At 62.0% G+C, this 13,705-nt stretch carries 11 protein-coding genes; 4 read left to right on the top strand and 7 right to left on the bottom strand.

Going from position 1 to position 13,705, the window contains the following annotated elements; genetic code table 11:
• Nucleotides 1-60 precede the first annotated feature (60 nt).
• Complete coding sequence (locus tag ACN0WV_RS17305) at nucleotides 61-1,128, top strand: metal ABC transporter solute-binding protein, Zn/Mn family (RefSeq protein WP_084353257.1); 1,068 nt, start codon at nucleotides 61-63, stop codon at nucleotides 1,126-1,128.
• A gap of 87 nt (nucleotides 1,129-1,215) precedes the next feature.
• Here ACN0WV_RS17305 and ACN0WV_RS17300 read toward each other — a convergent pair whose 3' ends face one another.
• The 7 genes from ACN0WV_RS17300 to ACN0WV_RS17270 all read right to left on the bottom strand — a co-directional run bounded on the left by ACN0WV_RS17300 (nucleotide 1,216) and on the right by ACN0WV_RS17270 (nucleotide 7,503).
• Nucleotides 1,216-1,953 carry a sulfite exporter TauE/SafE family protein gene (locus ACN0WV_RS17300; RefSeq protein ID WP_417607437.1) on the bottom strand — a complete coding sequence of 246 codons (738 nt, stop codon included), beginning with the start codon at nucleotides 1,951-1,953 and terminating at the stop codon, nucleotides 1,216-1,218.
• Nucleotides 1,954-2,183: 230 nt separating this feature from the next.
• A complete protein-coding gene (locus ACN0WV_RS17295; protein ID WP_417607435.1) occupies nucleotides 2,184-2,717 on the bottom strand; it encodes a uroporphyrinogen decarboxylase/cobalamine-independent methonine synthase family protein in 534 nt (177 codons plus the stop codon).
• Nucleotides 2,718-2,876: a hypothetical protein gene (locus ACN0WV_RS17290; protein ID WP_417607433.1), complete on the bottom strand. Its 159-nt coding sequence runs from the start codon at nucleotides 2,874-2,876 to the stop codon at nucleotides 2,718-2,720.
• Between the two features lie 23 nt (nucleotides 2,877-2,899).
• Complete coding sequence (locus tag ACN0WV_RS17285) at nucleotides 2,900-4,591, bottom strand: thiamine pyrophosphate-requiring protein (RefSeq protein WP_417607431.1); 1,692 nt, start codon at nucleotides 4,589-4,591, stop codon at nucleotides 2,900-2,902.
• Between the two features lie 2 nt (nucleotides 4,592-4,593).
• Nucleotides 4,594-5,949, bottom strand: a complete 1,356-nt coding sequence (locus ACN0WV_RS17280) for a TRAP transporter large permease (protein ID WP_417607429.1) — start codon at nucleotides 5,947-5,949, stop codon at nucleotides 4,594-4,596.
• A gap of 10 nt (nucleotides 5,950-5,959) precedes the next feature.
• Nucleotides 5,960-6,460 (bottom strand): TRAP transporter small permease, encoded by a 501-nt coding sequence (locus ACN0WV_RS17275; RefSeq protein WP_084353260.1) that lies wholly within the window; start codon nucleotides 6,458-6,460, stop codon nucleotides 5,960-5,962.
• 5 nt (nucleotides 6,461-6,465) lie between these two features.
• The gene (locus tag ACN0WV_RS17270) at nucleotides 6,466-7,503 is read right to left on the bottom strand and encodes a TRAP transporter substrate-binding protein (RefSeq protein ID WP_417607427.1); all 1,038 of its coding nucleotides are present in this window, start codon (nucleotides 7,501-7,503) and stop codon (nucleotides 6,466-6,468) included.
• Between the two features lie 324 nt (nucleotides 7,504-7,827).
• Between ACN0WV_RS17270 and ACN0WV_RS17265 the strand changes: the two genes are divergently transcribed.
• The 3 genes from ACN0WV_RS17265 to ACN0WV_RS17255 all read left to right on the top strand — a co-directional run bounded on the left by ACN0WV_RS17265 (nucleotide 7,828) and on the right by ACN0WV_RS17255 (nucleotide 13,704).
• A complete protein-coding gene (locus ACN0WV_RS17265) occupies nucleotides 7,828-9,444 on the top strand; it encodes an alpha-glucosidase family protein (protein WP_417607426.1) in 1,617 nt (538 codons plus the stop codon).
• A gap of 171 nt (nucleotides 9,445-9,615) precedes the next feature.
• Nucleotides 9,616-10,278, top strand: a complete 663-nt coding sequence (locus ACN0WV_RS17260; protein WP_417607424.1) for a nucleoside/nucleotide kinase family protein — start codon at nucleotides 9,616-9,618, stop codon at nucleotides 10,276-10,278.
• A gap of 567 nt (nucleotides 10,279-10,845) precedes the next feature.
• Nucleotides 10,846-13,704 (top strand): monovalent cation/H+ antiporter subunit A, encoded by a 2,859-nt coding sequence (locus ACN0WV_RS17255; protein ID WP_417607473.1) that lies wholly within the window; start codon nucleotides 10,846-10,848, stop codon nucleotides 13,702-13,704.
• Nucleotide 13,705: the final 1 nt, after the last annotated feature.

Below are 13,705 nucleotides of genomic sequence, written 5' to 3'. Positions count from 1 at the left end.
TGTTATACTGTTACATTTAACAAGAGCCGACTCATAGCTGAAAAATCCGGAGCCGATACGATGCGATCTTTCATTCTGGCCGCCACAGTTTTCTGCGGCGCTGCAAATGCCGACGTCCCCGATGTGGTCACCGACATCCTGCCCGTTCAATCGCTGGCGGCGCAGGTCATGGACGGGCTGGGCACGCCGGATGTGCTGCTGCGCCCCGGTGCGTCTCCACACGGATACGCGCTGCGCCCGACCGAGGCCCGCGCCCTGCAAGAGGCCGAGCTGGTCTTCTGGGTCGGTCCTGCGCTGACGCCATGGCTGACGGGACCGCTGGAAACGCTGTCGGGGGAGGCGTTGCATGTCGCGCTGCTGGACGCCGCCGGAACTGAAGTTCTGCAGACACGCGAAGGGCCGCTGTTTGAAGCAGAGCATCCTCATGACGACGACGCCCACGCAGATGAGGTTCACGCAGAGGACGCACCCGAGGAAAAATCGCACGATGGGCACGCTCACGATGACCATGCGGCGTCGGAACATGCACAGGACGATACGGATCACGGTCACGAGCATGAAGCGCACGGTGACGACGACCATCACGCGGCGTCGGGCCACACCCATTCCGGCCCCGATCCGCATGCATGGCTCGATCCGTCCAATGCACGGGTTTGGCTGGCAGCTATTGCACAAGCGCTCGGCGATGCCGATCCGGACAATGCCGACACCTACCGCGCGAATGCCCAGACGGCGATAGAGGCTCTCGAAGTGCAGGAGCAACACATCGCGGACCGGCTTTCACCGCTGTCGAAACGATCCTTCACCGTCTATCACGATGCCTTCCAGTATTTCGAACATCGCTTTGGTCTGACGCCTCTGGGTGCCATCGCGATGAACGATGCATCGGCACCCGGTCCCGCACGTCTGACAGCGCTGCGCGATCGCCTGACGGATGCCGGCGTGCAGTGCGTGTTCTCGGAGCCGCAATATAACGCGGGCCTTATCCGGGCCGTCAGTCCTGAGGGCGCAGCTCATGCGGTGCTTGACCCGTTGGGCGCGGAACTGCCAGCGGGGGCCGGGCTTTATGCGGGACTGCTTGAGGCGCTCTCCACAACGATCGAAGAGTGTTTGGGCCGCGCACGCTAGCGGGCCGTCGGGGGGATCGATCCGCCATTGACGCTCCGGGGCTGCGGCGCGCAATGGCGGACAAACCAGGCCAAAGGCCGCCGCATGTCAGATCAGCGCGTCCCAGACCAGCTTGACCGCCAAAACGCAGAGCAGCGCCAGGATCGTCTTGTCGAAAACCTGTTTCGAGATGCGGCGCGCCAGCCATGCCCCCACGGGCATCCCGGCGAGCAGCGGCGCAATGGCGGCGAGGCCCAACAGGATAGTCTGTGACGACATGATGCCGTACCACAACAACAGCGGAATCTGCACCAACCCCGAGGCCAGAAACAGTGACGTTACTGTCGCAATAAAGTTACGGCGATCCAAACCGGTTGCATTCAGATAGGTCAGGCTGACCGGCGCGGACAGGCCCGAAATCCCGAACAAGACGCCCGACAAAGCCCCCATCGGCCAAGCCAGGACCGACGCCAGTGCGAACGACAACGACCAGTCAGGACGCGCCATCCGGAACCCAATATAAAGCAACATGACCGCCGCCACGACCAGCAGCAGCGCCGCAGCGTTCAGGGCGGTCAGAGCCAGAGTGCCCACCCCTGTCCCCACTGCCCCGGCAAGCGCAAACCGCAACGACAGTTTCGGCACGCGCGCGTCGCGGAATTGCCAGACCTGAACGGCATTCGTCACCACATTGGGGAGCGCGAACACTGCAACGGCGAGCCGGACGTCATAGAGCATTGCGATCAGCGGCACGGCAATCAGCGGTGCCCCTGCCCCTGTCGCCCCTTTCAGAATCCCGCCCAATGCGAAGGCCAATCCGATCAACAGGAGGCTATTGTCTATCACTTTGCGGTCTACCTTTGCGCGCCTCGGCATGTGTCAGAGCAAGACAGCAGTTTTCTGCGCCGCACCCCTGTGCCCGTTGGTGGTGTGTTGCACTATTATGCGGAAAGAGCAAAGGCCCCGGCTCGAGGCCGGGGCGCGTGCCGCTGCGTGGCACAGAGCCGCGTATTGGTTTTACAACGCGGCAGCCGCAACATCCTGTCGCGTCTGCCGGTCGGTTTCGGAACTGGGCCTCAGACTCCGCCCCAGACCTCTTCGGCGACCTTCACGATCAGGTCCAGTTTGCGACGCTGATCATCGGGCGTGATCGAGTTGCCTTCCTCGGTGGAAGCAAGCCCGCATTGCGGAGCAATGCCCAACTGGTCGATATCGACATATTTCGAAGCCTCGTCGAACTTCGCCTTGAGATCGTCGAGTGTTTCCAGATCACCGGTCTTGGTGGTGACAAAACCCGGCATGACCCGCTTGGCACCCTTGGGCAGCAGCTTCAGCGGCTCCAGCCCGCCGGCGCGGTCGATGTCATACTCCATAAAGTAGATGTCCACGTCATTCTTGTTGAAGATCACGAGCATCGGGTGGTCATCGGGAAAGCCGAGCTTGCCGGAGATCGTCGGGAAAATGGGCCGCAGTTTGACACCCGCGAATTGCACACCCTCTTCGCGTTCGACCAGATCGAACCCGTCGAGCATTCCCATGAAATCATAATGCCAGAAGGACCGTCGCGCCTCGCCGTCGGTAACGGCTTTCAGGCCGACCTCTTCTTGCATCTAGATCAGCGTGGGGATCTCGGCATCTTCGACCGTTTTGAGACCAGCGGGCGACAGGCCGTCCCCTTCGGGGTGTTTCTTGCGAGCGGCCGTGATTGCCTGCGGACGCAGCAGGCTGCCCACATGGTCGGCGCGGAAGGGCGGTTTGAGAGTGCTCATTTTGATCCGCTTTGGCTGCCGCTTCAGGGAAGAATGCGGATGTTCAGCAGCGCAAGGCGGCGCTCTTCGCGGATCACCCGCAGGGCATCGTCGATGGCGGTGGCGACCTCGGCGGGGTCGGTGACGTCGCGCGTCCAGGCGCGACTGGCCTGCGCGGTCAGGGTGAAATCCGGCACCGGCGAAAGGCTGGTCAGCGGCATGGTGTTGGCGCGCGCGGCATGGCCGCCGGGATAGAGCTGCGACACCGATTGGCGCACCGCCCCCCATTCAGAGTTGTTCAGGATTACCACCAGAATAGGAAGATCCAAAGCCTCGGCGATCTGGTGGCAGACGGTGGGATTGGCGAACATATAGCTGCCATCCCCCAGCGTCGCGATGCAGAGCCGGTCAGGTGCGGCCAGCTGCGCGCCAAGTGCTGCCGGGAAGGACCAGCCAAGCCCGCCGGAATGCGGCTCCTGAAACCAGTTCAGCCGTTCGCGGCAAGCCAGCGGGCCAAGCTGAGCGCCCAGTTCGGAAAAGACGCTGAACGGTTGTCCGACCAGTGCTTCGCCAAGCGCGTGGCTGACCTGTGCCTTGGTGATACCCTTGGCGGTGTCGCCCAACGCGGCGGCACGCTCGGCCGTTACACGTTTCGTTGAGGCAGCCGCCAGCGTCTCGCGGCGTGCTCCGGTGTCTGGGTGCTCAGGCGCGTCGTCCACCGCCTGCATCAAAGCGGGCAGGATCAGCGCGGTCTCGCCCTGTATGGTGACGTTCGACGGGAACATGCGGACAGGAAAGCGGTTGAAAATCGGGTCCGGGCCGATGTTGATGACCTTGGTGTCGCCGGCCAGCTTGTGTTTGTCCGGCCACCACGGTGCCAGCGAGTTTATCACAAGCACCACATCGGCCGCGGCCATCGCCGCACCGGGGTCGGCACCGATGTGACATGGATGATCGGTGGGCAGCGACAGATGCGTGGCCCACCAGGACGCGACCGCAATGCCGTGGCGCGCGACCCAATCCCCAAAGGCGTCAAACACCGCATCGGTGCCGACACCGCGTTGTGCGATGATCAACGGGTTTCGCGCATTGGCCAACAGGGCGGCGGCCTCGGCAATGGCGGCCGGATCGCCTGCCCCCAGCGACGGGCGGATCGTGGCGGGGGCGGACAGCGCATCTGCGTCCACTTCCTCGCACAGAACCTCACGCGGGAGGGACAGATAGACCGGCCCCTTGGGTGTCGAGTTGGCGATGGCAAAAGCACGATCCAGAAGACCCGAGATCTGTTCGGGGAAACGCAGTTCGTAGTCCCATTTGGATGCTTCCCGTACCAGCGCCGTCTGGTCACGCATTTCCTGCCCCCAGCCGATGGGGACGGTGCGGGCGCCGAAACGGTCCGATTCCGTCACCGGGGTGCGGCCTGACATCATCAGCACGGGGATATTCTCGCAGGCCGCGTTGATCGCCCCGATAGAGCCGTTGGCGAGTCCGACATTGGTGTGCATCATCACCGCCTGCGGCCGCCCCGAGACCAGGTAATAGCCATGTGCCATGCCCATCGCCGCGTGTTCATGCGGGATCACCACGGCTTGCGGCAGGTCTTCGCCCTGCGCCGCAGCCTCGGCCAGGCCTTCGATGATCGGCGGGAAATCCGTGCCGGAATTGGCGAACACATAATCCACCCCCAGCGCCTTCAACCGCGGGAAAATCGCGCCACCTGCTGTCATGCGGGCCATGGTTATCCTCCGAGATAGGTTGGCAGCCAGAGCGTCAGCGCCGGGAAAGCCAACAGGATTGCGACGCGCACCAGCTCTGCCAGAAAGAAGGGCATCACGCCGGCGAACGTCTCGCGCATGGGCACGTCCTTGGCGATGGCGGATATGACAAAGACGTTCATGCCCACAGGGGGCGTGATCAGCCCCAACTCCACCACAATCAACGCCAGGACCCCGAACCAGACCTTGAGATCATCGGAGGTCATGCCAAAGCCCGCCTCGGCTGCCGTGACGAAATCGCCGCCGTTGATTTCCACCAGCACCGGCCAGAAGAACGGAATGGCCAGAAGGATCATCGACAGGCTGTCCATCAGCATGCCCAGAAAGATCAGGGCCGCCAGCAGGATCACCAGGATCATCATCGGGGCCAAGCCAGAATTGGCCATCCACTCTGCCACCGCTTGCGGGACGCCGCCGCGCGACATGAAGATCTTGAGCATCTCCGCGCCCAACAGGATCAGGTAGATCATGCCGGTGGTCTTGGCGGTTTCCAGCAGCGCGTCGCGTGTTTCCTTCACCTTGATGAAACCGCGCGCGGCACCGTACAGCCAGACCAGCACGCAGCCCACTGCCGCCGCGGGCGTGGGGTTGAAGAACCCGCCATAGATGCCGCCGATCACCAGTCCGAAAACCAGCACGACCGGGATAACATCAACCAACGACGAGATGAACTCTGCCCGGTCCGCCAATTCGCCCGCAGGCCCGGCATTGGGGTTGATGCGCACATAAATGGCGATGGTCACAAGAAACAGCAGCACCGCGATAATGCCGGGGATCATCGCCGCCATGAACATGGTGACGATATTCGCCTCGACGATCACCGCATAGATGACCAGCACCACCGAGGGCGGGATCAGGATGCCCAGCACACCGCCTGCCGCCAGCGTTCCGGTGCCGAGCGCGTTGGAATAGTTGTAGCGTTTCAGCTCTGGCAGGGCGACCTGCCCCATGGTGGACGCGGTGGCCAGCGACGAGCCGCAAACCGCGCCGAAGCCCGCACAGGCCGCAATGGCCGCCATCGCCACCCCGCCGCGCATCCAGCCCAGCCAGACAGAGGCTGCACGGAACAGCGCACGGCTCAGTCCCGCCTTGGTCGAGAAGTTGCCCATCAACACGAACATCGGCACGACCGACAGATCATAGATGGAGAACTGGCCATAAGCCAAGGTCTTGAGCTGCGAGAAAAAGATCGACGGGCCGTTCAGGATGGTCACGCCCACCCCGCCCACCAGAATCATCGAATAGGCGATCGGCATGCGCAGGCCGATCAGCAGAACCAGCACGCCGAGGCCCAGAAACCCGATCATCAATGCATCCATGTCGCCGCCTTCAGAGTTGTCGCGCCGAAGCGGCGAGTGTCATGATCGAGGCCACCGCCAGAAGCGCCAGCGAAATGAGGATCGGGATAAATGCCAGCCAATGCGGGAATTGCAGGATCGCCGTCGTGTATTCGTAATTCTTCTGATCAAGCAACCCGGCATACATCCGCCACAGCAACAGCGCCGAGAACGCCAGCGCGACCACGGATGCCGCAAGCGAGAAAATCGCCAGCCAGAACGGGCTTGCCCCGCTGGTGAAGATGTCGGCGGTCACATTCGCGCCGGACAGTTGGCAATAGGGCAGAAAAGCAAAGGCGGCGACGCAGATGCCAACCTCTGTCATCTCGAAATCGCCGGGGAACGGCGTGCCGAACTGATTGCCGATCACCGACCATGTGTTCATCAGAACGACTGCCAGCAGGACAAGACCGCCCAGCAGCGCCCAGCCCGTGATCAGACGCGAAACGAGGCCCGAAGGCCCCGTTCCCGACGCGAGGTGCATGTCAGCCATGCGGATTACATCGCATTCTGCTTGGACAGGCTACGCGCCTTTTCCACCAGATCCGCGCCGTCGATGCCCTTGGAGGTAACATCATCGACCCATTTCTGAACGACCGGTTCAAGCTGCGACATGAAGGCGTCGGTTTCTTCTTCGGTCAGCGTGACATGCTGCTTGCCGGCTTTCTCGGCCAGGCTAATGCCGAAATCATCCGAGGCACGCCAGTATTCGCCGACCTGTCCCCACCAGTCACGGCCCGACGCGTCGCTGAACGCTTTCTTGATGTCGTCGGGCAAGCCGTTCCAGCGTTCGCCATTCATCGACACCTGGAACGTGGTCGTGCCCAGACGGGTCTTTTCATGGCCTTCGATGAAATACTCGATCTGGTTCTGAAGCTTCAGCGGCGGGATGATCTCCCATGGCAGAAGCGTGCCGTCGATCACCTTCTTGGACAGCGCCGTCGGCACCTCTGGCACCGGTGTCGCCAGTGGAGACGCACCCAGAGCCTCGATCACCCACGCGCCGGTGCGCGTCGGGATACGCATCTTCAGCCCCTCCAGATCGGCCGGGCTGCGGACTTCTTTATCCACCATCATCATCGCCTGCCCGGCATGGACATGCAGCCACATGACCTCCAGGCCCTTGTATTCCTCTTTCAGGTCATCCTCGAACATATCGTACATGGCCAGGTTGGTGGCCACGGTGTCATTCGTATAGACGCCCGGAAGCTCAAACACCTCGGTGCGGGTGAACAGGCCCGGCGTGTAACCGTTGACCGTCCAGACCAGATCCACGACGCCGTCGCGGGCCTGCTGAACCAGCTCTGGCGGTTTGCCGCCAAGCGACATCGCGGGAAAGATCTCGATCTTCACCCGGCCGCCAGAGTTTTCCTCGACCTGTTTTATCCAAGGCTCCAGCATCTGGGTCTGCGCCGGGGCCTTGGCACCCAGAAAATGGTGCAGCTTGAAGGTGTATTCCTGGGCAAGCGTGGCTGTTGTGCCCGCAAGACCGATTACCGTGGCCGCAATGGCCGTCGTCAGAAAATTCCGTCTCATGTTATCCTCCCTGATCATGAAATCCCTTGCGAAACCTTAGCCTCTACGGGTCAGTTGTCTACAGCGACCACTGATTTGCACGTCAGCGAAACCGGCATACGGCACTCGGTACAAGCATAAAGCGCAAGCGCCGCGTTTGATTATCGCATAGAGAGCCTTTGATTGCGGAACCGGAACCGGCCTTTCCCGACCGGATGCTCGCGCATGCCGATGTCGCGCCGTTATGCGCTTCAAGGCGATCACTGGTATCGCTAACATGGACGAATCGCGCAGCGACACTTGCACCGAGCGCGAAACCCTCGCGATCCACAAGGAGTTTTTCTGATGGCTGAATGGTGGCGTGGCGCAATTGTCTATCAGGTCTATCCCCGGTCCTATCAGGATGCCACGGGGAACGGCATCGGAGACCTTCCCGGAATCACTTCGCGGCTGGATCACATCGCGGGGCTGGGCGCGGATGCAATCTGGCTTAGTCCGATCTTCACCTCGCCGATGAAGGATATGGGTTATGACGTGTCGGACTATACCGACATCGACCCGTTATTCGGCAGTCTTGCGGATTTCGATGCGCTGATAGACCGCGCGCATGAGCTTGGCCTGAAGGTCATCATCGATCAGGTCATCAGCCACACGTCGGACAAGCATGAATGGTTCGCCGAAAGCCGCGCCGACCGGAACAACGCCAAGGCCGACTGGTATGTCTGGGCCGATCCGAACCCTGACGGCACCCCGCCCAACAACTGGCCCTCGGTTTTCGGCGGCCCGGCATGGGAATGGGAGCCGCGCCGCAGGCAATACTACCTCCACAACTTTCTGATCGAGCAGCCGGACCTGAACATGCACACGCCCGCCGTGCAGGACGCGCTGCTGGACACGATGCGCTTCTGGCTGGAGCGGGGCGTTGACGGCTTCCGCCTTGATACGGTGAACTACTATTTCCACGATCAGCAATTGCGCGACAACCCGCCCAATCCGGACGGGCATCAGGAAATGGCGACCGACACCTACGGGATGCAGCAGCATATCTATTCCAAGAACCGCCCCGAGAATATCGCCTTTCTCAAGCGCTTGCGCGCCCTGACGGATGAATTCGACGCCCGCATGATGGTCGGAGAGGTCGGTGACGGCGGCCAGACAGCCATTGACATCATGGCCGATTACACGCGCAGCACCGACAGGCTGCACATGTGCTACAGCTTCGAAATGCTGGGCCCCACCTTCACCGCCGCGCATTTCCGCCGTACCATCGAAGGCTTCCAGAAAGGCGCGCCGGATGGCTGGCCGTCCTGGTCCTTTTCCAACCACGATGTGCCCCGCCATGTGACCCGCTGGGCGAAACACGCGCTGGATCAGGATACACTGGCCCGCCAGATGGCGGCCTTGCTGTTCAGCTTCGAAGGCACCATCGGCATCTATCAGGGCGAGGAACTGGGCTTGCCGCAAGCAGAGCTGGAATACAGCGAGTTGACCGACCCGCCCGGCCTGCGTTTCTGGCCCGAAAACAAGGGGCGCGACGGCTGCCGCACCCCGATGGTTTGGGACGCCGAGGCCACCAATGGCGGGTTTTCCGCTGCCAAGCCATGGCTGCCGGTCAAGGAACCGCATCTGGCCCGCGCGGTCAGCGCACAAGAGGCGCAAAACGACAGTGTGTTGCACGGCTACCGACAGATCATCGCGTGGCGCAAGGCCAACCCTGCGCTGGCCTCGGGCAAGACGCGGTTCATCGATCTGCCCGAACCGATCCTTGCCTTCACACGAGAGGCCAATGGCCAGACGCTGACCTGCATCTTCAACCTGTCGCCGAAACCGCAGAGGCTGGAGGTCGGCGCTGCTGAACTCGTCGGGCCCTCAACCGCCAAGCTTGACGGATCGTCGCTGAGCCTTCCGGCGAACGGACATGCCTGGCTGACCGGCGCGCCCGATCTGACGCTGAAGCCCTGAGCCCAAGTTCCCGTTTGCGTCGTTATCCCGACATCGCAGGACGTGACTGGCGGATGTTGATGAAAGGGCCTGTGGCCATAGGAACGCTTCGGGCACGGATCCGCTTGCGACCTGCACGAGATGCACCCATGCTGCACCGACGCATTGCAATCCGCCCACCGGAGGCCCGTCATGCCACAGACAATCACCATCGACGCGCTTTGCAAAAAACTGCGCGCGCAGCCCGGCACCGAAAGATACCTGACGGCGATCGCGGGCGCGCCGGGATCAGGCAAGTCGACTTTGGCAGATAAGCTGGCAGAGGCGCTGAACGACGAGGTGCCGGGAAGCGCCGCCGTTCTGCCGATGGATGGCTACCACTATGATGACACCGTTCTGAACGCCCGTGGCTGGCGTCCGCGAAAAGGCGCGCCGCACACGTTCGATGTGGCCGGGTTTGCGCATATGCTGTCGCGGATGCGGGCGAATTGCGATCCGGAAATCGCCGTTCCGGTCTTTGACCGCTCTATCGAGATCGCCCGCGCGGGTGCCCGGCTGATCCCGCAATCGGTGCGCCACGTCATCGTTGAGGGAAATTATCTTCTCCTGAACCAAGCGCCATGGGACGAGCTGGCCGCGCAGTTTGACCTGACCGTCTTTCTGGAGGTGCCCTTTGCAGAGCTGGAAAGACGGCTGGCAGAACGCTGGGGTGCGCTACAAGGGGACGAGTTGATTACGAAAATGGAAGGCAATGATCTGCCCAATGCGCGGACAGTGATCCGCGAAAGCAGGCGCCCCGATCTGGTGGTGGAACATTTTGACGCACAAAACCGTTTGCGATCTCCGTCTGGCTGAATGCCCGATGACACGGCGTTCCGGCATCAATTGCACGGTTTCAACTGCTTGACGCCGCATCCGTTGGCGTGTTGCATTGCGGATGGACAGGAAGGTGGGTGAAAGGGACAGAATGCCGATCGCGTTCATGGGACTTGGCGTCGTGGGCGGATCAACGACCGCCAACGTGGTAGCGCATTTACGACCGGCTTCAAATTGTCGCTGTTGCGCAAGGAGGTGGACATCACCTGCGCGTTAGCCGCAGAAAAGGGTCTTGCGCCAAAGGTGTCGTTGCTGAACAAGCGTATGGGACGCGGCGCGGAAACGGCGCTTGGGCCACAAGAGCGGGTAACCGCTATGGTTCACCACACCCAGGCCAAAAGCGCCCGAGATGCGGCGACGCTGGCGCAGAACACATAGAGGGGCGCGCGGCGGACCTCGACCCAGACCGGGCAGCAGAGGTTGCCATGAAATTTCCCGGAAACATCCGGGCCAGAATCGAACCGGCCGCGGTATGAAAGCGGGCAGGTAAGCTTCGGGAAAGACGAAACGACGACTGAAAGGACAGGCTGAATGGACACCGGCGGCATTTATCTTCCCATCATTGCCGCCTTGCCATTTGTCGGAGCCCTGATACCGGGCGTGATGATCCATGCAGGACGCACGGCCTGTGCCACCTACACATTCATGGCCAGCGCGCTTGCCTTCATCCTGCTGATGCTGTCAGCCCCTGCGGTGATGCGCGGCGAGGTTCTGCAATTCCAGCTCGAATGGCTGCCGGCGCTTGGGCTGAACGTCAATTTCATGCTCGACGGGTTGGGCCTGCTGTTTGCCGGGTTGATCCTTGGCATCGGGATGCTGATCATCCTCTACGCCCGTTTCTACCTGTCGCGCGAAGACCCGATGGGTCAGTTCTACACCTATCTGCTGCTGTTTCAGGGCGCGATGGTCGGCATTGTTCTGTCCGACAACATACTGCTTTTGCTGGTTTTCTGGGAGCTTACATCGCTGTCGTCCTTCCTGCTGATTGGCTATTGGAAGCATCTGCCCGAGGGCCGTCAGGGCGCGCGCATGGCATTGACCGTCACCGGGCTTGGCGGGCTGGCGATGATTGCAGGCATGCTGATCCTGGGCCAGATCGTCGGCAGCTTCGATCTGTCGGTGATCCTGCAAAACAAGGAGCTGATCCAGGCCAGCCCCTACTACCTGCCCGCGCTGATCCTGATCCTGATCGGCTGTTTCACCAAATCCGCGCAGTTCCCGTTCCACTTCTGGCTGCCGCATGCGATGGCCGCACCGACGCCCGTTTCGGCCTATCTGCATTCCGCCACGATGGTGAAAGCGGGCCTGTTCCTGATGGCGCGGATGTGGCCGGTTCTGTCGGGCACGCCCGAATGGTTCTATATCGTCGCCACCACGGGCCTGATCACCATGGTGCTGGGTGCGGTGATCGCGCTGTTCAAGGATGATCTCAAGGCGCTGCTGGCGTTCTCGACCGTGTCGCATCTGGGCCTGATCACGATGCTTCTGGGCTTCGGGACAGAGGCTGCGGCACTGGTCGCCGTGTTCCACATCATCAACCATGCCACCTTCAAGGCATCGCTGTTCATGTGCGCAGGGATCGTCGATCACGAGGCGCATACGCGCGACATCAAACGTCTGGGCGGGCTGCGCCATCTGATGCCGGTGACGTTTGTCATCGTGACGATCGCGGCGCTGTCGATGGCCGGCATCCCGCCGCTCAACGGCTTTTTGTCCAAGGAAATGATGCTGGAGGAGGCGTCACATACCGCTTGGCTGAACAACCCGTGGATCCTGCCCGCACTTGCGACATTCGGGGCGGTATTCTCGGTCGCCTATTCGCTGCGGTTGATCGTGCATGTCTTCCTTGGTCCCAAACGCGACGACTATCCCGCGAAGCCGCATGATCCGGGCTTCGGCATGTGGGCGGCTCCTGCCCTGCTGGTGGTTCTGGTCGTCCTGATCGGTCTGATGCCGAACCTGATCGCCGGTCCGCTGGTCGATGTGACGGCGGCGGCGGTGACCGGTGGTCATCCGCACGCGCATATCGCGCATTGGCATGGGCTGGTTCCGGCCTTCTGGATGTCGGTGATCGCGGTCGCAGCCGGGGCGGGGCTGCTGTCGCAGCACCGCCGTCTGGCGCGCGGCTGGAATGCCGCCCCGCGCCCCGAAGCGAAAGTGATTTTCGACGCCATCACACGCGCGGCGACACGGTCTTCGCATTGGTTGACCGACACGCTGCATAACGGGTCGATCACCCGCTACGGGGCGATCTTCGCCGCCGCCATCACCGCAGCCGGTGTCTTTGCCTGGGTCGAAAGCCCGATTGGGCCTACAACCCGTGACGCGCTGCCGATCAACCCGATCATGGCAATCGGCTGGGTGCTTTTGGTGATCTCGACCGGATGTATCATCGCCTTCCACCGCAACCGCATCCTGGCGCTGGTTCTGCTGGGTGTGATCGGTCTGGCCGTGTCGATGGCCTTTGTCTACTTCTCGGCGCCGGATCTTGCCCTGACGCAGATCTCTGTCGAGATCGTCACGATCATTCTGCTGCTGCTGGCATTGAACTTTCTGCCCCGGCGCACGCCTGTGGAAAGCGGCGCACCCCGCCGTGTCCGTGACGCGGTGATCGCGGGCGGCACCGGGCTGGCCGTGTCGGTTCTGACCTACGCCATCCTGATGCGAGACTTCGCGGCAGAGAGCATTTCTGCCTATCATCTGGCCAATTCATACAAGGGCGGCGGCGGCACCAATGTGGTCAATGTGATCCTGGTGGATTTCCGTGGTTTCGATACTTTCGGCGAGATCATCGTCCTGGGCATCGCCGCGCTGGTGATCTACGCCTTGACGATGGGCGTACTGCGTGGTCCCGGTGGTCGCTGGCTGGTCAACTGGGGCCCTGACGAAGACGAGGCGGGCGACCGCCACCCGCTGATGATGGTGGTCATCACCCGGATGATCATGCCGATTGCGATCATGGTCGGTGCCTATATCTTCCTGCGGGGCCACAACGCGCCCGGCGGCGGCTTCATCGCGGGCCTGATCGTCGCCATCGCGCTGCTGATGCAGTATATGGCATCCGGTTTCGCCTGGGCCGAAGAGCGCCAGCGCTTTCACTACCATGCCGTGATCGCGGCCGGTGTGATGCTCGCCGCGCTGACCGGCATGGGCTCCTGGCTGGCAGGTCGGCAGTTCCTCAGCTCGTCCTACGGCTATATTCACATCCCCCCGATAGAGGAGTTCGAATGGGCGACCGCCATGGCTTTTGACACCGGTGTGTTCCTGACCGTCGTGGGGGCCGTCATGCTGGCCCTGCACAGCCTGTCGAGCATGTCGCGCCGTACCGGCGAACAGGTCAACATCTTCCCGATGGATGTAAATCCGGGCCGCGAAAACCCGCCCGCCGACGGAAAGGAGACCTGAG

Origin of the sequence: Primorskyibacter flagellatus, from assembly GCF_048268605.1 — a bacterium.
Taxonomy (GTDB): Bacteria; Pseudomonadota; Alphaproteobacteria; order Rhodobacterales; family Rhodobacteraceae; genus Primorskyibacter; species Primorskyibacter flagellatus.
This window is presented reverse-complemented; position numbering and strand designations above follow the sequence as displayed.

Bases quoted from the DNA above. Each gene is read 5' to 3' on its own strand.
- ACN0WV_RS17305 (WP_084353257.1), top strand. From the start codon at position 61: ATGCGATCTTTCATTCTGGCCGCCACAGTTTTCTGCGGCGCTGCAAAT.
- ACN0WV_RS17295 (WP_417607435.1), bottom strand. From the start codon at position 2,717: ATGCAAGAAGAGGTCGGCCTGAAAGCCGTTACCGACGGCGAGGCGCGA.
- ACN0WV_RS17290 (WP_417607433.1), bottom strand. From the start codon at position 2,876: ATGAGCACTCTCAAACCGCCCTTCCGCGCCGACCATGTGGGCAGCCTG.
- ACN0WV_RS17285 (WP_417607431.1), bottom strand. From the start codon at position 4,591: ATGGCCCGCATGACAGCAGGTGGCGCGATTTTCCCGCGGTTGAAGGCG.
- ACN0WV_RS17280 (WP_417607429.1), bottom strand. From the start codon at position 5,949: ATGGATGCATTGATGATCGGGTTTCTGGGCCTCGGCGTGCTGGTTCTG.
- ACN0WV_RS17275 (WP_084353260.1), bottom strand. From the start codon at position 6,460: ATGGCTGACATGCACCTCGCGTCGGGAACGGGGCCTTCGGGCCTCGTT.
- ACN0WV_RS17270 (WP_417607427.1), bottom strand. From the start codon at position 7,503: ATGAGACGGAATTTTCTGACGACGGCCATTGCGGCCACGGTAATCGGT.
- ACN0WV_RS17265 (WP_417607426.1), top strand. From the start codon at position 7,828: ATGGCTGAATGGTGGCGTGGCGCAATTGTCTATCAGGTCTATCCCCGG.
- ACN0WV_RS17260 (WP_417607424.1), top strand. From the start codon at position 9,616: ATGCCACAGACAATCACCATCGACGCGCTTTGCAAAAAACTGCGCGCG.